At 64.5% G+C, this 19,601-nt stretch carries 21 protein-coding genes and 1 tRNA gene; 11 read left to right on the top strand and 11 right to left on the bottom strand.

Features of this window, described 5'->3' with window-relative positions; all coding sequences use genetic code 11:
* From EOA32_RS16100 to EOA32_RS16090, 3 genes are all read left to right on the top strand, one after another.
* On the top strand, window positions 1-1,663 hold a 1,663-nt coding region (locus EOA32_RS16100), incomplete at its 5' end, for an ABC transporter ATP-binding protein (protein ID WP_145971304.1).
* A 129-nt stretch (window positions 1,664-1,792) separates the two neighbouring features.
* On the top strand, window positions 1,793-3,187 hold the full coding sequence (locus EOA32_RS16095; protein ID WP_128372278.1) for a multicopper oxidase family protein: 1,395 nt from the start codon (window positions 1,793-1,795) through the stop codon (window positions 3,185-3,187).
* A gap of 125 nt (window positions 3,188-3,312) precedes the next feature.
* Entirely contained in the window at window positions 3,313-3,807 is a 495-nt protein-coding gene (locus tag EOA32_RS16090) for a hypothetical protein (RefSeq protein ID WP_128372277.1), read from the top strand.
* A gap of 54 nt (window positions 3,808-3,861) precedes the next feature.
* Here EOA32_RS16090 and EOA32_RS16085 read toward each other — a convergent pair whose 3' ends face one another.
* Window positions 3,862-4,041 (bottom strand): hypothetical protein, encoded by a 180-nt coding sequence (locus tag EOA32_RS16085; protein ID WP_128372276.1) that lies wholly within the window; start codon window positions 4,039-4,041, stop codon window positions 3,862-3,864.
* Between the two features lie 276 nt (window positions 4,042-4,317).
* Between EOA32_RS16085 and EOA32_RS16080 the strand changes: the two genes are divergently transcribed.
* On the top strand, window positions 4,318-4,653 hold the full coding sequence (locus EOA32_RS16080) for a hypothetical protein (protein WP_128372275.1): 336 nt from the start codon (window positions 4,318-4,320) through the stop codon (window positions 4,651-4,653).
* A 38-nt stretch (window positions 4,654-4,691) separates the two neighbouring features.
* On the opposite strand, the gene EOA32_RS16075 is transcribed toward EOA32_RS16080, so the two are convergent.
* Window positions 4,692-4,767 (bottom strand) — tRNA-Ala (locus EOA32_RS16075).
* Window positions 4,768-4,907: 140 nt separating this feature from the next.
* Between EOA32_RS16075 and EOA32_RS16070 the strand changes: the two genes are divergently transcribed.
* Entirely contained in the window at window positions 4,908-5,198 is a 291-nt protein-coding gene (locus tag EOA32_RS16070) for a YggT family protein (protein ID WP_067002157.1), read from the top strand.
* 9 nt (window positions 5,199-5,207) lie between these two features.
* Window positions 5,208-5,519: a DUF167 family protein gene (locus tag EOA32_RS16065; protein WP_095827476.1), complete on the top strand. Its 312-nt coding sequence runs from the start codon at window positions 5,208-5,210 to the stop codon at window positions 5,517-5,519.
* A 107-nt stretch (window positions 5,520-5,626) separates the two neighbouring features.
* On the opposite strand, the gene EOA32_RS16060 is transcribed toward EOA32_RS16065, so the two are convergent.
* From EOA32_RS16060 to EOA32_RS16050, 3 genes are read right to left on the bottom strand one after another with little or no spacing between them, the layout of a single operon-like run.
* Complete coding sequence (locus EOA32_RS16060) at window positions 5,627-6,508, bottom strand: MurR/RpiR family transcriptional regulator (RefSeq protein WP_067001412.1); 882 nt, start codon at window positions 6,506-6,508, stop codon at window positions 5,627-5,629.
* 9 nt (window positions 6,509-6,517) lie between these two features.
* Entirely contained in the window at window positions 6,518-7,585 is a 1,068-nt protein-coding gene (gene ugpC, locus EOA32_RS16055) for a sn-glycerol-3-phosphate ABC transporter ATP-binding protein UgpC (RefSeq protein ID WP_128372274.1), read from the bottom strand.
* Between the two features lie 2 nt (window positions 7,586-7,587).
* On the bottom strand, window positions 7,588-8,358 hold the full coding sequence (locus EOA32_RS16050) for an SDR family oxidoreductase (RefSeq protein ID WP_128372273.1): 771 nt from the start codon (window positions 8,356-8,358) through the stop codon (window positions 7,588-7,590).
* A 171-nt stretch (window positions 8,359-8,529) separates the two neighbouring features.
* Here EOA32_RS16050 and EOA32_RS16045 point away from each other — a divergent pair, with 171 nt between their 5' ends.
* From EOA32_RS16045 to EOA32_RS16030, 4 genes are all read left to right on the top strand, one after another.
* Window positions 8,530-9,759 carry a sugar ABC transporter substrate-binding protein gene (locus tag EOA32_RS16045; protein ID WP_128372272.1) on the top strand — a complete coding sequence of 410 codons (1,230 nt, stop codon included), beginning with the start codon at window positions 8,530-8,532 and terminating at the stop codon, window positions 9,757-9,759.
* Window positions 9,760-10,047: 288 nt separating this feature from the next.
* A complete protein-coding gene (locus EOA32_RS16040) occupies window positions 10,048-10,917 on the top strand; it encodes a sugar ABC transporter permease (RefSeq protein ID WP_095779845.1) in 870 nt (289 codons plus the stop codon).
* Entirely contained in the window at window positions 10,914-11,741 is an 828-nt protein-coding gene (locus tag EOA32_RS16035) for a carbohydrate ABC transporter permease (protein ID WP_067001418.1), read from the top strand. The genes EOA32_RS16040 and EOA32_RS16035 overlap by 4 nt, the downstream gene beginning before the upstream one ends.
* A 79-nt stretch (window positions 11,742-11,820) precedes the next feature.
* Window positions 11,821-13,296, top strand: coding sequence for a M81 family metallopeptidase (locus tag EOA32_RS16030; protein WP_128372271.1), 1,476 nt, complete (start codon window positions 11,821-11,823; stop codon window positions 13,294-13,296).
* A gap of 142 nt (window positions 13,297-13,438) precedes the next feature.
* Here the strand turns inward: EOA32_RS16030 and EOA32_RS16025 are convergent, their stop codons facing one another.
* The 6 genes from EOA32_RS16025 to EOA32_RS16000 form a co-directional block, all read right to left on the bottom strand.
* Window positions 13,439-15,493, bottom strand: coding sequence for a M3 family metallopeptidase (locus tag EOA32_RS16025; RefSeq protein WP_128372279.1), 2,055 nt, complete (start codon window positions 15,491-15,493; stop codon window positions 13,439-13,441).
* A gap of 82 nt (window positions 15,494-15,575) precedes the next feature.
* A complete protein-coding gene (locus EOA32_RS16020) occupies window positions 15,576-15,992 on the bottom strand; it encodes a hypothetical protein (RefSeq protein WP_067323116.1) in 417 nt (138 codons plus the stop codon).
* 10 nt (window positions 15,993-16,002) lie between these two features.
* Window positions 16,003-16,644 (bottom strand): carbonic anhydrase, encoded by a 642-nt coding sequence (locus EOA32_RS16015; protein ID WP_067001427.1) that lies wholly within the window; start codon window positions 16,642-16,644, stop codon window positions 16,003-16,005.
* 129 nt (window positions 16,645-16,773) lie between these two features.
* Window positions 16,774-17,541, bottom strand: a complete 768-nt coding sequence (locus EOA32_RS16010; protein ID WP_128372270.1) for a DUF429 domain-containing protein — start codon at window positions 17,539-17,541, stop codon at window positions 16,774-16,776.
* Window positions 17,538-18,422, bottom strand: a complete 885-nt coding sequence (gene pdxY / locus EOA32_RS16005; RefSeq protein WP_128372269.1) for a pyridoxal kinase PdxY — start codon at window positions 18,420-18,422, stop codon at window positions 17,538-17,540. The genes EOA32_RS16010 and pdxY overlap by 4 nt, the downstream gene beginning before the upstream one ends.
* A gap of 12 nt (window positions 18,423-18,434) precedes the next feature.
* The gene (locus EOA32_RS16000; protein ID WP_067001435.1) at window positions 18,435-18,686 is read right to left on the bottom strand and encodes a hypothetical protein; all 252 of its coding nucleotides are present in this window, start codon (window positions 18,684-18,686) and stop codon (window positions 18,435-18,437) included.
* 155 nt (window positions 18,687-18,841) lie between these two features.
* Between EOA32_RS16000 and EOA32_RS15995 the strand changes: the two genes are divergently transcribed.
* Window positions 18,842-19,486 carry a LemA family protein gene (locus EOA32_RS15995; protein WP_095779831.1) on the top strand — a complete coding sequence of 215 codons (645 nt, stop codon included), beginning with the start codon at window positions 18,842-18,844 and terminating at the stop codon, window positions 19,484-19,486.
* The last annotated feature ends 115 nt before the right edge of the window (window positions 19,487-19,601 follow it).

Genomic DNA, 19,601 nt, shown 5'->3' with positions numbered 1-19,601 from the left:
GCTGTGCATCGCCGGCGAGTCCGGCTCCGGCAAGTCGATGACCGCGCTGGCAATCATGCAATTGCTGCCGCAGCCGGCCGGCCGCATCGCCGCCGGCACGATCCGGCTTCGCGATAAGGATGGCAGTGCCGTCGAGCTGACGGTGCTCGACGAACGGCGCATGCGCGACATTCGTGGCGACCGCATCGCCATGATCTTCCAGGAGCCGATGACCTCGCTCAATCCGGTGCTGTCGATCGGCCGGCAGCTCACCGAGTCGATCGAGGCGCATACCAGTGTATCCCACACGGAGGCCAAGCTGCGCGCGGTCGCGGCGCTAAAGGCGGTGCGCATCTCCGAGGCCGAAAGCCGGCTGAAACAATTTCCGCACGAGCTGTCCGGCGGCATGCGCCAGCGGGTGATGATCGCGATGGCGCTGGCGCTCGAACCCGCCGTGCTGATCGCCGACGAGCCGACGACGGCGCTCGACGTGACCGTGCAGGGCGAGGTGCTTGAACTGCTGCGCGACCTGCAGCGCCAGCACGGCACCAGCGTGATCCTGATCACCCACGACATGGGCGTCGTCGCCGAAATGGCCGATCGGGTGATCGTCATGCGCAACGGCCGCATGGTCGAAGAGGGGACGACATCGGCTATTTTTGCGAGGCCGCAAGCCGCGTATACGCGCGAGCTTCTTGCCGCCGTTCCGCGCATCGGCTCGGGCGCGCGACGCCGGGCTTCCGGCGAGTCCGACATGGCGGCAATGCAAGACAAGGTGGCGGTCGTGAAAGACCTGCATGTCCGCTTCGATCTGCGTGGCGGCTTCTTCGGCCGCGTCAACCGAAGGGTGCATGCCGTCGAGGGCATCAGCTTCTCGATCGCGCCGAACGAGACGCTGGCGCTGGTCGGCGAATCCGGCTGCGGCAAGTCGACCACCGCCAAGGCGCTGGCCGGCCTCGTTCCTTATAGCGGCGGCGTGACGATCGGCGGACGCGAATTGTCCCGCCTCGGGCGCGACGAGCGCAAGGCGGTGCGACGCGACGTGCAGATGGTCTTCCAGGACCCTTATGCCTCGCTCGATCCGCGCATGCGCGTCGGCGAGCTGGTGGCGGAGCCGCTGCTGATCCACGGCATCGGCTCGAAGGAAGAACGGCGGGAACGCGTAGCAGCGCTGTTCGAGCGGGTCGGTCTCTCGTCTGAGCAGATGGAGCTTTATCCGCATGAATTCTCGGGCGGCCAGCGCCAACGCGTCTGCATCGCGCGGGCGCTGGCGCTGAGGCCGAAGCTGATCATCGCCGACGAGAGCGTTTCGGCGCTCGACGTTTCGGTGCAAGCGCGCGTGCTCGATCTATTGAAGGAGCTGCAGCGCGAATTCGGCGTCGCCTATCTGTTCATCTCGCACGACATGGCGGTGGTCGAAAACGTCTCGGATCGTGTCGCCGTCATGTATCTCGGCCAGATCGTCGAGATCGGCAGTCGCGACCAGGTGTTCTCCAATCCGCGCCATCCCTATACGCGGCGGCTGATCGAGGCCGTGCCTGTTCCCGATCCGTCATTGCGCCGGACACGCTTTGCCCGTCTCGAGCGCGAAATTCCAAGCGCGACGCGGCGGATCGGCGAGCGCGTGCCGAAACTGGTGCTCAAGGATTTCGGCGGCGGACATTTCGCCGCCGTCGGAGATTGATCAGGATCACGGCCTGCCGCATTCAGCCTGGCATTCGATTGGCTTTCGGGAGCGGCGATCTGTCCGTTTCGGGATGTACGCGAATGATGGTAGAGCCTGAAGCCGCCACTCACCCATTTCGGAATCTCAATGTCGGTCCTCACACGCCGCAAACTCCTGCAGGGCGCCGCGGCGGCCGGCGCGGCCGGCATCGGCCTCTCGACCGCCGGCAAGTTCGCCGGCTGGGCGGCGGCGAAACCCGAACTGCTGATCTTGAAGACTGCAGGCATAGCAGCGCAGTTGATGGCCGGCGCGCCAACGAAGAATGTCCTGACCTATGGCGAGGCCGGCCCGCCGCCGGTCATCAGGATGAAGAAAGGCAAGCCATTCGCTGCGCGGCTCGTCAACGGCATCGACGACCCGACGACCATCCATTGGCATGGCATCCGCGTTCCCAACAAGATGGACGGCGTGCCGTTCATGATCCAGCCCTATGTGTATCAGGGCGATCGTTTCGACTACGCCTTCGCGCCGCCAGACGCCGGCACCTTCTGGTATCACCCGCATTGCAACACGCTGGAACAGATGGGCCATGGGCTGACCGGCGTCATCGTGGTGGAAAACCCGAACGATCCTGCCTTCGATGCCGAAGTGGCGCTCAATCTGCGCGACTGGCGCCTCGGCGATGACGGCCAGTTCATCGCGCAGTTCCGGCCGCGCGATGCGGCGCGCAGCGGCACCTATGGCACGGTGCGCACGGCCAACTGGCTCGACCAGCCGCAATATGACGCGCCGGCCGGCGGGCTGGTGCGGCTGCGGGCCGCCATCACCGACGTCACGCGCATCTATGGCTTCCGCGTCGACGGCGCCGAGGCCGCCGTCATCGCGCTCGACGGCAATCCGGTGCCGCAGCGCTTTGCGCCCGACGCCCTGCAGCTCGGGCCCGGACAACGGCTGGAGCTTGCCATCCGCATGCCCGACGACGAAGGCGCGATCGTCAGCCTGCGGGATGTCAGGGGCACGAAGCCAAAGGTTCTGGCGACACTGCGTGCGGTCGGCCAATCGCTCAAGCGCGATCTTCGCGATCTCGGCCCGCTCGAGCCCAATCCGGTGGCGGAGGTGGACGTCGCCGCCGCGAGGCGCATTCCGCTGGCGCTGAGCGCCACGGCCGAAAATGTCGCGGCCGACAGCATCTGTGGGTCGCTCGGCTATAGTTTCTGGGCGATCAACAAAGTGCCGTGGCCGGGCGACACGCCGGACCCGACCGCGCCGCTGGCCGAGCTGAAACTCGGCCAAAGCTACATCATCGACATGGAAAACCTGACGCCGCACGCGCACCCGATCCACCTGCACGGCATGAGCTTCAAGGTGCTGTCGTCCTCGACGCGCGCGGTCCAGCCGCTTATCTCCGACACCTATCTGATCCAGCCCGACGAGAAGGTGCAGCTGGGCTTTGTCGCCGACAACCCCGGCGACTGGCTGCTCCACTGCCACATCATCGAGCACCAGAAGACGGGCATGACGAGCTATTTGCGGGTGACGTGAGCGCATGGAGCGATAGGCGCCCTCGCCTTTGCCCGGAATTCGCGGACCTCGACGGGTTGACGCCCTTGCCCGCTTGCCTAGGTAGGCAAGAGGCGCTGGGGCGGCACGCAACTCCGACCGACGGCATGACATCTTTGCGCATTCGAAAACTTGCCCTTGTTGCGGCAGGCATCTCCATCCTGTCGTCCTGCGTCATCCCCGACGATACGTCGCGGGTCGCGAAAGAGGATGCCACCACGGCCGCCGCCCGCCGGGAAATGGTCGGCCTCAGCGAGGCCGATGTCCGCATGTGCGCCGGCTTTCCGACCGCGACCGCCGATGTGGGACCTTCCGGCCAGATCTGGACCTATCAGCGCAGCGTGCAGCGCGGCAACCTCAACATCGCGGTGCCGACCATGGCCCTGGGCGCTATCCCCGCGGTTGGAGGGTCCGTCAACGTCGCGCCCGGCGGCTATTGCAACACGCAGATCCGCATGCTCGGCGGCCGTGTCGCGGAAGTGACCTATGCCGGCGACAACAATTTGCCCAACAGCATCGATGCGCTCTGCGTCAGCACGGTGGACGCCTGCGAGGCCTATGCGCGACAGCGCAATCGCAAAGCGACGGCGGTCTCCAGGTGATCGGGCAATACCGGCAACGCGGCGCCTCCAATTCGCACTTGTCCTGGAAGTGCCTTAGCGCCCGCCGGGATGAATGGCGCCGGGCTCTTTTTCGGAGGCGCCGGGTGAAACTTGCCGGCCCATGTCTCTGCGGGTTTCGGGCGGCGAGGCGTCCATCAGGTTCCTGACCTTGGCGTTGTTGTGCGCATGGATGATGGCACGGCCGAGATGGAGCAGGATTCCCACCACCGACATTGATACTTCCTCCGTTGGGATGGCGGATACGTCGGCGGCGGGACGCCCAACCCAATGCGCCCCGTCTGTTTCGTGGGAATGACGCGGAAGATGGCTTCTCGTTGCCAATTCGTGACCTGGAAACAGAGCAGGCCGGCGTCCAGGACGCAGGATGCAAGTGGAAACATGATCTGACGCTCATATGTGCGGCGGGAAAGAAAAGTGATGCTGGTCGCCGCAAATCGTCCTGAATCCGAAGGTCTTTCGGCCGCCCAATTCGAGACGATGGAGAGGTCGATGAAATTGTCCGTCCTTACTCTTGCCGGCACTATGCTGGCGCTGGCGCCCGCGGTTCAGGCGGCGCCGATGATCGGTATCCCGGCTGGAGAGGGCCTCGTGCAGCAGGCGCATGTGACATGCGCGTACCTGACCGAAGACGGCTATTGCGTGCGCCCGCACAAGAAGCACAAGCATTGGAAGCGCGAGCGGCACTACCGGCCGATCTATCGCACCTACGAGCCGCAGCCGTCGGACGAGTATTACTGGCGCTACGAGCGCCAGCGGCCGATTGTCCGCGTCATCCCCAGCTATCCGCGGCAGGATGAAGACAATTGGGACGATTGGGACGACTGAGCGACTGGCGGGCCCAGAGCCCGCCCCTGCTTTTCGGCTGGTGGAGCTGAGGGGGATCGAACCCCTGACCTCATCATTGCGAACGATGCGCTCTCCCAGCTGAGCTACAGCCCCGTTCCAGCGGATCGGCTTGTATCGGTCGCGGCGGTTTGATGTCAAGGCGAAACGGCTGCCCGGCATCGAGCGCCGAAACGGCCGGGCCTTGCCGGTTCCGCGCGCAATGGCTACATGTCGGCGACAATTTGGAGACCGGCATGATCGCCCTTATTCAAACCATCGTCATGGCGCTTGATATCTACTGGTGGATCATCATCGCCTCGGCGATCTTTTCCTGGCTCTATGCCTTCAACGTCGTCAACTCGCGCAACCAGTTTGTCGGCACCGTCGGCAATATGCTTTACCGTCTGACCGAGCCGGCGCTGCGGCCGATCCGTCGCTACATGCCCGATCTTGGCGGCATCGACATCTCGCCGATCATTCTTCTTTTGATCATCTTCTTCATCCGCCAGTTTTTGATCACCACGGTCTTCTCCTGGGTCGCTTAAGGCCGATCCATGGACTCGCCGTTCCGTCCGCGCGACGACGGCATCGACCTTTTCGTGCGGCTGACGCCGAAGGCGGCGGTGGATCGGATCGAAGGCATTGAGACGGCCGCCGACGGGCGCAGCCATCTCAAGGCGCGTGTGCGCGCGGTGCCGGAGAACGGCGCCGCCAATACGGCGCTGGAGCGGATGGTGGCGAAGGCGCTTGGCGTGCCGGGATCGGCGGTTTCGGTGGTGGCCGGAGGCACGTCCCGGCTGAAGACGCTGCGGATCTGGGGTGATGCGGCTGAGCTGGCGAAGCGCGTCGAGGCGCTTTCCGGGTAATCCAAACTTGAGAGGCGAGGCGGGCCAGCGCCCGCCTCTGTCCTGCCGGACATTCCCCCCCGCTTGGGTTCCTACTCGGGGGAGATCGGCAGTTCAGCGCCGGCGCTTCAGTCTCCCAGCGGCAGCTTCGGATCGTCGACCTTCAGCGTGTTCACGCTCTGCTTGATGCGGCGCAGGTTCTCCAGCACCTTCGGCCCGCGCGATTCCGCCACCGTGGTGGCGATCATGTCGAGAATGGCAAGCAGCGCGTAGCGCGACGAGGTCGGCTTGTAGATATTGCCGTCCTCGAAAGACTGCAGCTGGATGACCGTGTCGGCGACCTTGGCCAAAGCCGAATCGGGCGCGGTGATGGCGACGGTGGCTGCGCCATATTGCTGCGCGACCTCGACCGCCTCGATGACCGAGCGGGCATAGCCCGAGACCGAGAAGGCGACCAGCGTCGTCTCCGGTGTCGCGACCGCCGCATACATGCGCTGTAACTGGCCGTCGACCTGGGCGAGCGCCGAGAGGCCCAGCCGGAACAGCCGATTTTGCATCTCCGTCGCCATCATCGAGGAGATGCCGCCGGAGCCGATGCACAGCACATTGCCGGAACCGGCGATGCGGGCGCCGACAGCCATCAGCGTCGTCATGTCGAGATTTTCGCTGGCGCGCTGGATGGCGGCGACCGCTGCCTCGGTAATGGCGGAAGCGATGCGCTGCTCGCGCGCGTCGCGGCTGAGCGGTTCCGGCGACAGGTACTGACCGCCGATGGCGATCGCCTGCGCCAAATAGAATTTGAAATCGCGCAGGCCCTCGCAGCCGAGATTGCGGCAGAAGCGGGTGACGGTCGGCTCGCTGACCCCGACACGCGCGGCAATCTCCGAAATCGCTGCCTTGGAGGCGAAATCGAGATCGGAAAGCACCAAGCCGGCCAGCCGGCGGTCCGATTTGGTGCCGTCCTGCGACATCAGTTGCAGGCGGGTGATGATGTCGGCCGGGGTCTTCATCCTTTCATCTCACAGCGGCAGGCCCGTCGCCTTGTCGAAGAGATGGATGTTGCGCGGGTCGACGCTCACCGGCAGCCGGTCACCCGGCTTCACCTGCAGCCGGTCGCGGAACACGGCGCGTACCGTGTCGTCGCCGATCGAGCCATAGACATGGGTCTCCGAGCCGGTCGGCTCGACCACGTCGACGTCGATGGCGATGGCATCGTCACGCGCGCCGATGATGAAATGCTCGGGGCGGATGCCCGCCTCGACCGTGTCGCCGCCGGACGCTGTCTTGCCGGCAAGCGCCAGCCGGCCGCCGCCTTTGGTCTCGAACCAGGACTCGGCGTCGGCGGTCTTCAGCGCGCCGGAAACAAAACTCATCGACGGCGAGCCGATGAAGCCGGCGACGAACTTGTTGGCCGGCCGGTCGTAGAGTTCGAGCGGCTGTCCGACCTGTTGGATGCGGCCACGATCCATCACGACGATGCGGTCGGCCATGGTCATGGCCTCGATCTGGTCGTGGGTGACGTAGACGATGGTCGATTTCAGCCGCTGGTGCAGCGCCTTGATCTCGGTGCGCATCTGCACGCGCAACTGCGCGTCGAGATTGGAGAGCGGCTCATCGAACAGAAAGACGGAGGGCTCACGCACGATGGCGCGGCCCATGGCGACGCGCTGACGCTGGCCGCCCGACAACTGCCTGGGATAGCGGTCGAGATAGGAGAAGAGGTTGAGCACGCCGGACGCTTTCTTCACCTTGTCGTCGATCGCGGCACGCGTCTCGCCGCGGATCTTCGGGCCGAAGCCGATATTGTCGGCGGCCCTCAGATGCGGGAACAGGGCATAGGACTGGAAGACCATGGCGATGTTGCGCTTCTGCGGCGGCAGGTCGTTGGCACGAGTGCCGCCGATCACGAGATCACCGGAGGAGATCGTCTCCAGCCCGGCCAGCATGCGCAGGAGCGTGGACTTGCCGCAGCCGGACGGACCAACCAGCACGACGAACTCGCTGCTTTTGATCTCGAGGTTGATGTCCTCGAGAATTTTATGCTGGCCGAAGGATTTCGACAGGTTGCGAAACTGGACATCGGTCATGGTCACGCTCCCAAAATGTCGTCGATGAAAGGCAGGTAGCCGGCTGTCAGTCCGGCGTCCACCGGCACCACGGCGCCCGTTATGCCGGATGCGCGGTCGGAGGCAAGGAAAGCCACGGCCTCGGCCACTTCCGACGCATTGACGATGCGGCCGAGCGGATAGAGCCGTTTCAGCCGGCCGAGGATCTCGGGATCCTTAGCCAGGCGATGATCCCAGGCGGCGGTGCGGATCGAGCCAGGGCAGACGACGTTGGCGCGCACGCCGCTGCGGCCAAGCTCGACGGCGATCGACTTGGCGTAAGCGTTGATGCCGGCCTTGGCGGCGGCATAGGCCGGATTGCCGAAATGCGCGATGGCGTTGACCGAGGAGATGAAGACGACGCTGCCCGAGCCGCTCGCGGCCATCGCCTTGACCAGCGGATCGGCGAAACTCATCACGCCGGCGAGGTTGAGGTCGAGCTCCTGTTCTATTCTGTCCGGCGTCAACGCTTTCAGCGTCTCGGCGCGCGTCCAGCCGGCATTGTTGACAAGGATATCCGGCACGCCGTCCTTGTCGAGCAGGCTTGAGATCGCCGCTTCGATCGAGGTGCGGTCGAGCAGGTTGAAAACGTGGCACGAGGCGATGTACGGGCTGGTCAGCGCCTCGGCCGACTGGTCGCAGCCGACGATGCGGCCGCCGCGCTCGGCCATCAGCGCCACGATCGCCGAGCCAAGACCGCCGCCGGCGCCGGTGACGACAATTGTCTTGCCCTCGAAATCGCCCTGCGACACCACGATCAGTGCTCCTCGCCACTTCCGACAGGGAGAGAACGCTACTCAACGAAATGTAATTAAGCAACATGATAAACTGCTTGCTTCCCCGAAAACCATCGATAATGTAGGAAAGTAACATAAATCCTGTGCCCACCGGGCCAGGCGCGAATGCGCATCATGGGAGGAGATCAGATGAGCCTTGCGAAATGGACTGTCGGCCTGTTGGCCGGAATGAGCATGCTGGCGCTTGCCGCGCCGGCCGATGCGGGCGAGGTGCGCGTCACCGTCGCCGAATACAGCGCCAAGACCGGCCCCTATTTCGAAGAGGTGAAGAAGGAGTTCGAGGCGGCCAATCCCGGCATCACCATCAAATATGAAGTGGTGCCGTGGGACGTGCTCCTGCAGAAGCTGACCACCGACATCACTGCCGGCACCAATGCCGATCTGTCGATCATCGGCACGCGCTGGCTGATCGACTTCGTGCAGCAAGAAGTAGCCGAGCCGCTCGACAGCTACATCAAGCCCGAGTTCAAGGACCGCTTCATAGATACCTTCCTGCAGCCCTCGATCATGAACGGCCATACCTATGGCCTGCCGATCGCCGCCTCGGCGCGTGCCATGTATTACAACAAGGAGCTGTTCGAGAAGGCCGGCATCGCCAAGCCGCCGGCAACCTGGACCGAGTTGCAGGAGGACGCGCGCAAGATCAAGGCGGTCGGCGCCTTCGGCTACGGCCTGCAAGGCAAGGAGATCGAGACGGACGTCTATTACTACTACGCGATGTGGTCATTCGGCACCGAGATCCTCAACAAGGACGGCACGTCGGGCTTGAGCACGCCGGGCGCGCTTGAAGCGGCCAAGCTTTACAAGTCGATGATCGACGAGGGCCTGACCGAGCCTGGCGTGACCTCCAACAACCGCGAGGACGTGCAGAACCTGTTCAAGCAGGGCAAGGTCGGCATGATGATCACCGCGCCATTCCTCTCCAACCAGATCAAGGAAGAGGCACCGAGCCTGAAATACGGCGTCGCCGCCATTCCGGCCGGGCCGACCGGCGCGCGCGGCACCTATGGCGTCACCGATTCCATCATCATGTTCAAGAACTCCAAGAACAAGGACGAGGCCTGGAAGCTGCTCGACTTCCTGTTCACCAAGGAGCAGCGCGCCAAGTTCACGCAAGGCGAAGGCTTCCTGCCAGTGAACAAGGAAGAGGCGAAGATGGAGTATTACGTCAACAACGCCGACCTCGCCGCCTTCACCGCGCTGTTGCCCGACGCTCGCTTCGCGCCGGTCATCCCGGGCTGGGAAGAAATCGCCCAGATCACTTCCGACGCCATGCAGAAGATCTATCTCGGCAGTGCCGAGCCGGAGGCCGCCTTGAAGGAGGCGGCAGACAAGGCCAACGGCGTGCTGAAGAAATAGGGCGTATCTCCCTGCGCCCGTGGCGCGCCCCACCCGTCGGGGCGCGCCACATCTGTCCGGTGTGGCAATCCCAGGAGAACGGGCGCGGTTTAAGAACGACCGGGCAATCGGTTCAGACAAGGACAATCATCGATGTCGGCGCAAACGCCGGCGAGGAATGCAAATCCTGATGCAATTGCCCAGGAAGAACGACAGCCAAGCCGGCAGGCCAGCGAAATTCGAATGCGGGGACGTGCCTTGAGCACCAATGCCACTGCCATCTACCCGCAACGCGGTGCAAGCCAGCCGATGCAAAGCCGTATCGTGCCCTATCTACTGACGCTTCCCAGCCTTTTGCTGGCGGCGGTGGTGATCTTCTGGCCCGTCTGGGATCTCGTGCAGATCTCGACGCATGACGTGAATCGCTTTGGCCAGCTGCGCGACTTCAGCGGCCTGGCCAATTTCCGGGCGCTTGCTGCCGATCCCGATTTTGTCGCCGCCCTGTGGCGCACCGGCCTATGGACCGTGCTGGTGGTCGGCGGGGCGCTGCTCTTGTCGATCCCGGTGGCGATTATCCTCAATACTGACTTCTACGGCCGTGGACTGGCCCGCGTCATCATCATGCTGCCCTGGGCGGTGTCGCTCACCATGACGGCGGTGGTATGGCGCTGGGCGCTCAACGGCGAAAGCGGCATGCTGAACTCGGGGCTGATGAAGCTCGGCCTGATCAGCCAGAACATCCAGTGGCTGGCGAGCGCCGAGACCGCCTTCCCGATGCAGGTGCTGATCGGCATTCTGGTGACGGTGCCGTTCACCACCACGATCTTCCTCGGCGGCCTGTCGTCGATCCCCGACGATCTCTACGAAGCCGCGGCGCTGGAGGGCGCGACCGCCTTACAGCAGTTCCGCGAGATCACCTTTCCGCTCCTAAAACCGTTCATCAACATCGCGATCGTGCTCAACACGATCTACGTCTTCAACTCCTTCCCGATCATCTGGGTGATGACGCAGGGCGGGCCGGCGAACTCCACCGACATATTGGTCACCCATCTCTACAAGCTCGCCTTCCGCATCGGCAAGCTGGGCGAGGCTTCGGCGGTGTCGCTGGTGATGTTCGTCATCCTGCTCATCTTCACCATGATCTATGTGCGGCTCGCCATGCGGGAGCAACGCGCATGAGAAACGGCAAGCTGAAACGCTCGATCATCGCCTGGCTGCTGCTTGCGCCATTGATCGTGGTGACGATCTTCCCCTTCGCGGTGATGTTCCTCACCGCGGTCAAGCCGCGGACCGAAGTGCTGACGCCAACATGGTGGCCGAGCGAATTCCGCTGGTCGAATTTCGCCGACATGTGGGTGGCGACCGGCTTCGGCCAGGCGCTTCTCAACTCGCTCTATGTCTCGGCGCTGGCGACGATCGGCGCCATCCTGATCTCGGTGCCGGCGGCCTATGCCATGTCGCGCTTCCGCTTTGCCGGTTATGGCGCCTTCCGCCAGTTCCTGCTGATCTCGCAGATGATCTCGCCGATCGTGCTGGTGCTTGGCCTGTTCAGGCTGATGGCCGCCTGGGGGCTGGTCGAGAGCACGACGGCACTCGGCTTCATCTACATGGCCTTCAACGTCGCCTTCACCGTCTGGATGCTGCAGAGCTATTTCGACACCATTCCGCGCGACCTCGAGGAGGCCGCCTGGATGGAAGGCGCCGGCCGCTGGCTGACGCTGCGCAAAGTGTTCCTGCCGCTTTGCCTGCCGGCAATCGCTGTGACGGCGATCTTCACCTTCATCAACGCCTGGAACGAGTTCGTCGTGGCGCTCACCATGCTGCGCAGCCAGGAAAGCTACACGCTGCCGATCCAGGTTTTCTCGCTGGTCGCCGGCCGCTACACGATCGAATGGCACCATGTCATGGCGGCCACGCTGCTGGCAACGCTGCCGGTGGCGATCCTCTTCATCTGGCTGCAGCGCTACCTGGTGCGCGGGCTGGCATTAGGAGCGGTGAAATAGCAATCCCGGCAATTCCAGGAAAACTGTGCAGCGGTTTTCCGTCCGGAATTGCCAAAAACAAATAGTCCACGGAGTTTTGATGCGCATCTTCACCGCCTCCCTGGCGACGGAAACCAACACCTTCTCGCCGGTGCCGACCGACCGGGCCTCGTTCGAGATGGCATTCTATGCCGGCCCGGGAAAACATCCGGAGACGCCGACGCTGTGCTCCTCGCCGATCGTGGCGCTGCGCCGGCGTGCGGCCAGCGAAGGCCTGACCGTCATAGAAGGCACCGCCACCTGGGCGGAGCCCGGCGGGCTGGTGCAGCGGCAGACTTTTGAGGCGCTGCGCGACGAGATCCTCGACCAGCTCAATGCCGCCCTGCCGGTCGATGCGGTGATCCTCGGCCTGCACGGCGCGATGGTGGCGCAGGGTTATGACGACTGCGAGGGCGACCTGCTGGAGCGTGTGCGCGCAATCGTCGGGCCGAAGGTGGTGATCGCCTCGGAATTCGATCCGCACAGCCATCTGACGCCCAAGCGCGTCGCGGCCTCCGACATCATGGCCTATTTCCTCGAATTTCCGCACACCGATTTCTACGAGCGCGGCGAGCATGTGGTCGAGCTCGGCCTTGCCGCGGCGCGGGGCGAAATCAAGCCGGTGATCTCGACCTTCGATTGCCGCATGATCCAGGTGCTGCCCACCAGCCGCGAGCCGATGCGCTCTTTCGTCGACAAGATCAAAGCGCTGCACGGCAAGGACGGCGTGCTGTCGGTCTCGGTCATCCACGGCTTCATGGCCGCCGACGTGCCGGAGATGGGAACGCGCATCCTGGTCGTCACCGACAACGACAAGGAAAAAGGCGACCAACTCGCCGAAACGCTGGGACGCGAGCTCTATGCGCTGCGCGAAAAGACGGCGATGACGATGCTCTCCGCCTCCGCCGGCATCGAGCGGGCGCTTGCCGTGCGTGCGGCACAGAAGGACAAGCCGATGGTGATCGCCGATATCTGGGACAATCCGGGCGGAGGCGTGCCGGGCGACGGCACCATCGTGCTTTCCGAATTGCTGGCGCGCGGGATCGACAGTGTCGGCGTCGCCACGATCTGGGATCCGATCGCGGTGACCTTCTGCCAGGCCGCCGGCGAGGGCGCCGTCATCGACCTGCGCTTCGGCGGCAAGGCCGGGCCGCAGGCCGGCGAGCCGATCGACGCGCGCGTCACGGTGCTCAAGGCCGTCAGCGAGGGCTGGCAAAGCTTCGGGCCGAGCCGGGTGACGCTCGGGCCGGCCGCGGTGGTTCGCATCGAGGGCACCGAGGTCGACGTCATCCTCAACACCAACCGCACGCAGACCTTCGAGCCGGACATCTTTTCCAATATCGGCGTCGATCCGATGTCGAAGGACATCCTGCTGATCAAGTCGACCAACCATTTCTACGCCGGCTTCGCGCCGATCGCCGCCGAGGTCATCTATGTCGCGGCGCCGAGTTCTTATCCCAGCAATCCGGCGGTGACGGATTACAGGAAGCTGAGGAGACCGATATGGCCGAGGGTGAAGGATCCGTGGCGCCGATGATCTCCCCCCGAGATGGCCGCTAAGCGGCCAGAGGGGGTTGCGGCGCGTGAAGCGCCGACCTTTTGAAGCCGTCGCGGCGGTCGAGGTGACCCCCTCTGTCGCCTTCGGCGACATCTCCCCCTCAAGGGGAGATTTGCTGGCGCTACACCAACCCTCTTTTCACCATCATCGCCTCGGGCGAAGGCATTTTCCCACGGAAGGCCGTGTAAAGCTCTTCCGGGTCCTTGGAGCCGCCGGCGGCGTAGATGTTCTTCCTCAGCCGCTCGGCAAGGTCCGGGTTGAAGGGATCGCCTGTTTCCTCGAAGGCGGAAAAGGCATCGGCGTCCAGCACCTCCGACCACATGTAGGAATAGTAGCCGGCTGAATAACCCTCGCCGGCGAAGATATGTCCGAAATGCGGGGTGCGGTGACGCATGGCGATGGTGTCGGGCATATGCAGCTTTTCCAGCGTTTCGGCCTCGAACGGAAGCGGCTCGGCCGGCGCGTCCGGCCTTGCGTGATAAGCCATGTCGATCAGCGCCGAGGCGGTGAACTCGACCGTGGCGAAGCCGGCGCCGAAGGTGCGGGCGGCGAGCATCTTGTCCAGCAGGTCCTTCGGCATCGGCTTGCCGGTCTTGACGTGCAGCGCATGCTTTTCCAGCACCGCCGGCACCGTCAGCCAATGCTCATAGAGCTGCGAGGGCAGTTCGACGAAGTCGCGGCTGACGGAGGTGCCGGAGACCGACGGCCAGGTGACGTCGGTCAGCATGCCGTGCAGCGCGTGACCGAATTCGTGAAACAGCGTCTTTGCTTCGTCGACGGAGAGAAGGGCCTGCTCGCCGGCCGGCGGCTTGGCGAAGTTCATGATGTTGTAGATGACGGGCTTCGCGCCTTTCCCAAGTTTGTAGCCGGATTTCAGCGCGCTCATCCAGGCGCCGGAGCGTTTCGAGGGTCGCGCGAAGTAATCCGCCAGAAACAGGCCGCGCTCGCTGCCGTCCGCGTTCTTGACCACGAAGACGCGCGCGTCGGGATGCCAGGCGGCAATGCCCTTCTTCTCTTCGAAGCTGATGCCGAACAGCTTGGTCGCGACGTCGAAGCAGGCGTCGATGACGCGCTCGAGCTGCAGATAGGGCTTCAGCTCGGCCTCGTCGAAGGCGAATTTCTCGGCGCGCAGCTTCTCCTGGTAGAAGCGCCAGTCCCAAGCCGCGAATTTTTCGTTGCTGCCGGCTTCGGTGGCCAGCCGCTCCAGCTGCTTCTGATCGGCGGCCGCCTTTTCCAGCGCCTTTTCCCAGACCGGATCGAGCAGGTTGTGCACCGCCTTCGGCGTCTTCGCCATCGTGTCGTCGAGCTTAAGCGCCGCGAAAGACTCATAGCCGAGCAGCCTCGCCTTCTCGGCGCGCAGCTTCAGCATGTCGCGCACCACATGTGTATTGTCGCTTGCGCCGCCATTCTGGCCGCGCATGATGAAGGCGCGGAAGGCGATCTCGCGCAGGTCGCGGCGCTCCGAGAAGGTCGAGAACGGCTCGTAGATCGAGCGCGACAGCGTCACCGCATAGCGACCTTTCTGGCCACGCATCTCGGCCGCCTCGGCCATCGAGCTCTTCAAGAAATCCGGCAGGCCGACGAGATCAGCCTCGTCGAGGAACAGCGCCCAGTCGCGTTCGTCGGCCAGCACATTCTGGCCGAATTTGGTGCCGAGCGAGGAGAGTTCCTCGTTGATTGCCGCCAGCCGCTTCTTGCCTTCCGCATCGAGCTTCGCACCGGAGCGGACGAAGCCTTTCCAGGTCTTTTCCAGCACACGCAACGTCTCGGGATCGAGGCTCAGCCTGTCGCGGCGCTGGTAGAGGTCGTCGATGCGGGCAAACAGCTTCTCGTTCATCGAGATCGCGGAGAAGTGCCGCGACATCTTGGGCGAAATCTCGCGCTCCAGCTGCTGGATGGTGTCGTTGGTGTGGGCGCCGGCCCGACACCAGAAGATCGATGAGACATGGTCGAGCGGCTCGCCGGCGAGCTCAAGTGCAGCCAGCGTGTTTTCGATCGTTGCCGCCTCGCTGTTGCCGGCGATCGCGTCGATCTCAGCCTGGTGCGCTGCCAGCGCCGCGTCGAAGACCGGCCCGAAATCATTGTCGCCGATGCGGGTGAAATCGGGCAGACCGAGCGGGCCTTGCCAAAGCGTCAGCGGATGGGCGGCGAGGTCGACGGTCTTTGACATGGGCAAATCCATAGGCGCTTTTGGTGGGGCTGAATGCAGGCGGGTTATCCCGATGTAGGGCGGTGCTCGGCACCTCGCAACAACAGGATCAGTAGGCGCTGCAGTCCTGCGCGACCGCCGTCTGGGTGCTGGCGGTGATGCGGCCGCCGACGACGGTGAAGGTCTCGCGCATCAGCGTGTCGTTCTCGGGGAAATCGTAGCAGGCGAGCACCGTGGTCTCGCCCTTTTCGCTCTTCTCGATGCGATGGCGGATGGCGGCGCCGGCAACCGCGCCTTGCCATTCGTCGATCGACGCGAGGAATTCCTGCTTGTCCTGGACGACGCCGACATCGTCGAGCTTCATGTGCACCTCTTCAGAAAGCAATTCAGACAGTTCGGTGCGGTCGGCGACCAGGAGTGCCGAATACCAACGATCGATGACGGCGCTGTCATCGGCGCTGGCGCTGATCGTCGCGGACAGCAGCAGCGCTGCCGCAAGGAGAAACCTACACCAGATCCGCTCCATCAGCCCTCCATCAAAGCTCCGGCCGCTCGAAATCGCCGGTCTCCTTGTTCATCACCCAGAGCTCGCCGGTCGAGATGTCGAACCAGGCGCCGTGCAGGGTAAGCTTGCCCTTGCCCTCGAGGATCGAAACGCAGGGGAATGTCCTTAGATTGGCGATCGAATAGCGGATCGAGATGCGCTCCAGCGCCGTCTGCCGCTCGGTCGCCGTCATGAAGGTGCTGGACGAGACGGTCTCGGCAGCCGGCGCGATCAGGCTCATCCATTTGCCGATGAAATCGCCAGGCGACAGCGGCGCAAAATTGGTATCGAGCGCGGCGCGGATGCCGCCGCAGCGGCCATGGCCCATCACCACGATGTTCTTCACCTTCAGGCTCTGCACGGCGAACTCGAGCGCAGCAGAGGTCGAGTGGAACTCGCCGTCCGGCTCATAGGGCGGCACGAGATTGCCGACATTGCGCAGCACGAAGAGCTCGCCCGGCCCGGCATCGAAGATCGCTTCGGGGGCCGAGCGGGAATCGCAGCAGGCGACGATCATGGTCTCGGGCGCCTGGCCCTCGCGCGCCAGCGAGCGGTAGCGGTCGCTTTCGGCGGGATAGCGGCCGCTCATGAAGTTGCGATAGCCGGTCAGCAGATGTTCGGGGAGATGGGGCATGGGCGCCTTTCCGGGTTTGGGGCGGCAGCTCGTTGCGATCGAAAAAGCCTCTAGCGGCAAAAGCCGGTCGCGGGCAATGCCGAATTGCGGATGGCGGCATCGCAAACGCATGCCGGCCGCTCCGACCGGTCATGCCCAGATGGCGACCTGAATGCCGAAGCGGTCGGTCAGCGGCGGATCGGGCGAGGGCCGCGCCTCGCCGCTGGCGATGCGGCCGGCGATCAACATCATGGCGGCCGCGTCGAGGAAGTCGTCGCCGGCGGCACCCTTCGGCGGCGCCTGGTCGAGGAAGGTCTTGTCGTAGCCTTGCCGGCAAAGCAGCGCCTTGCGCTCCTCCATGCCGGCCGGGTTGATAGTGCCCTTGATCTTCTTGGGCAGGATCATCGCGGTGCCGCCGTTCAGCCGGCAGAAGGCGACTTCCGGGTGCGATTCGAAGATGCGGCCGCGCAAATCCGGTCGCGCGATCAACAGCTGGTCGATCTCGCGAATCTTCGAAAAAATACCGAAGGCCTGGATGGAAACGCCGCGCGGCGGACTGGAAGTCGTCATCGCCACCTCGCTCGCCCGCCGGTGCGCGGCATACCAGGCTTCGACCGTGGTGAAGTTGCCGGTATCGGCGTAGAGCGCTGCGCGCGATGGTATGGCAAAGATGCTCGACTGCCGTGCTCCGAGCAGCGGCCGCACCAGCGCCTCCGGCCCGCGACCGCCGCGGCTGGAAAAATCAGGCAGGCCGATCGGCATGTCGACGGCGATCGTGGCGTCGGGCAGGGCGTGTAGCAGAGCCTCGAAAGTCGCGAAGACCGACGCCGATGGCGGCGCGCCAGGCTCGCGATGGACGGCGATCCACCCGGCCTTGCAGCCGTCGACCCCGGCCAGCACGCCGCCGCCTGGCGTCACGCCCGCTTGTCCCGCCCGGGGTGAAGGAGATGGCGAAGCTGCACCATCGCCATCGGATGCGACAGGCTCTGCGCGTCCGTCTCGAGCTGCAGCTCGTCGCCGCCGCGTTTCGCCGTGCGCGCCAGGATCTCGTAGACGGCGGCCGTGGTCGACTGCAGCGCCTTCGCCGGCGGCTGGCCGGAAAGGATGCGGGCGAGATAGACGGCGGCCGTCAGGTCGCCCAACCCGTTCGGCGGCTTCTCGATCAGGCGGTGCTCGGCAAGCAGCGCCTGTCGGTCGTCGAGGAGGAAGTTACCGGTGCCGCCCGCCATCATCGAGGGTGCCGAGGTGACCAGCATGGTGGAGGGACCGGCGTGCAGGGCGGCCCCCGTCACCGATTTGATGTCGGGCAGCGGCGCGCCGGCCATCCATTCGAGCTCGTAGCGGTTGGGCGTGGCGATGTCGGCGATCGGCATCAGCCTGTCGCGCAGCGCGACGGCCGTCGGCTCCGGCACATAAAGGCCACCCGAATCGCCCATCACCGGGTCGCAGACATAAAGGGCATCCGGCGTCCTCGCCTTGACGGCCGCAACCAGCGAAGCGACGGCCTCCGCCTGGCCGGCCTCACCGAGATAGCCCGAGAGCACCGCGCTCACCTCGCCCAGCCACGGCGCGCGCTCGAGGTCGGCCATCAGCGCCTTGAACTGATCGAGCGGCGGCACGATGCGGGTGGCGCGGCTGTGGCCTGGGTGCCAGGGTAGGATCACGGTCGGCACCGCCCAGACCGGAAACCCCAGCGTCTCCAGCGCGAACACCGCGGCGCGGTTGCCGACCGAGCCGCGGGCGACATGGCTGGAGATGACGATGACCGCGCGCGGCGCGTCGGTTTTTTCAGCAATCATGAAATTCGGTTCCTAGCCACCCTGCGTGGCGGCATACACCAGCCAGACCAACAGCCCAATGGCGATGATGAGGCCGAGCGTTCGGCCAATGCGGGTGCCCCAAACTTCGATCGGATCGGAGCGGTCGGCATCGGCCGCGGTCACGTGGTCGCGTGCGTCCTTCGCGGTGCGGGCGACGAAGGAAGCGCCGCCCGGCGTCGTTTCGCGCGCCACGCGCTCAAGGATGCGGCGCGATTCATTCTCGTCGTCCCGGCGCTCGGCCATGGCAAATGTCCTTTCCGGCCCGGAGCTTAGCCTGTTCGGTCGCGTATTCACAGGGGGCGAGCGGCCGGACCAAGGCTGCGTCATCACCGGGTCATTTTCTTGCGCACGGATTGTGGTAATGCTTCGCATCACAACTTCTGTCGAGGGGACCAATCATGTTCGCCGAGCGCCTTCTTCTACCCTCCGCTTTCCGCAATTTGCCGGCCTTGCTGATGATGGCCTTCGTGCTGCCGCTGCTTGCCGGCTGCGGCTACAACACCATCCCGACGGCGGAGGAGAATGCCAGGGCAGCCTGGAGCGAGGTGCTCAATCAGTATCAGCGCCGCGCCGACCTGATCCCCAACCTGGTCGAGACGGTGAAGGGCTACGCCTCGCACGAGAAGGACACGCTCGACGCGGTGGTCCAGGCGCGCGCCAAGGCGACGCAGATCACGGTGACGCCGGAGACGCTGAAGGATCCGGAAGCCCTCAAAAGATTCCAGGATGCCCAGGCCGGGCTGACGGGCGCGCTGTCGCGGTTGATCGCGGTCTCGGAAAACTATCCCGACCTCAAGGCCAACCAGAATTTCCTCGCGCTGCAGGCGCAGCTCGAGGGCACCGAGAACCGCATCGCGGTGGCGCGTCGCGACTACATCCAGGCGGTCAGGGAGTACAATCTGACGCTGAGGACCTTCCCGTCGGTGCTGTGGGCGACATTCTGGTTCCGCGGCAATGAGCCGTTTGCGAACTTCACCGTCGAGGAAGACAAGATGCAGGTGCCGAAAGTGGATTTCGGCACGAGCACCAAGCAGGGCGGGTGAGCGGCGCGACTGAAATTTAATCGAGCTTGCAGGCCTTGCGTTCCTTCGCGCCCCCCTCTGTCCTGCCGGACATCTCCCCCGCAAGGGGGGAGATTGGCAGCTCGACAAATGTATC

Source organism: Mesorhizobium sp. M1A.F.Ca.ET.072.01.1.1, assembly GCF_004023325.1.
Classification (GTDB): Bacteria; Pseudomonadota; Alphaproteobacteria; order Rhizobiales; family Rhizobiaceae; genus Mesorhizobium.
Note: the sequence above shows the minus strand (reverse complement) of the source record. Positions and strands in the feature narration are given on the sequence as shown.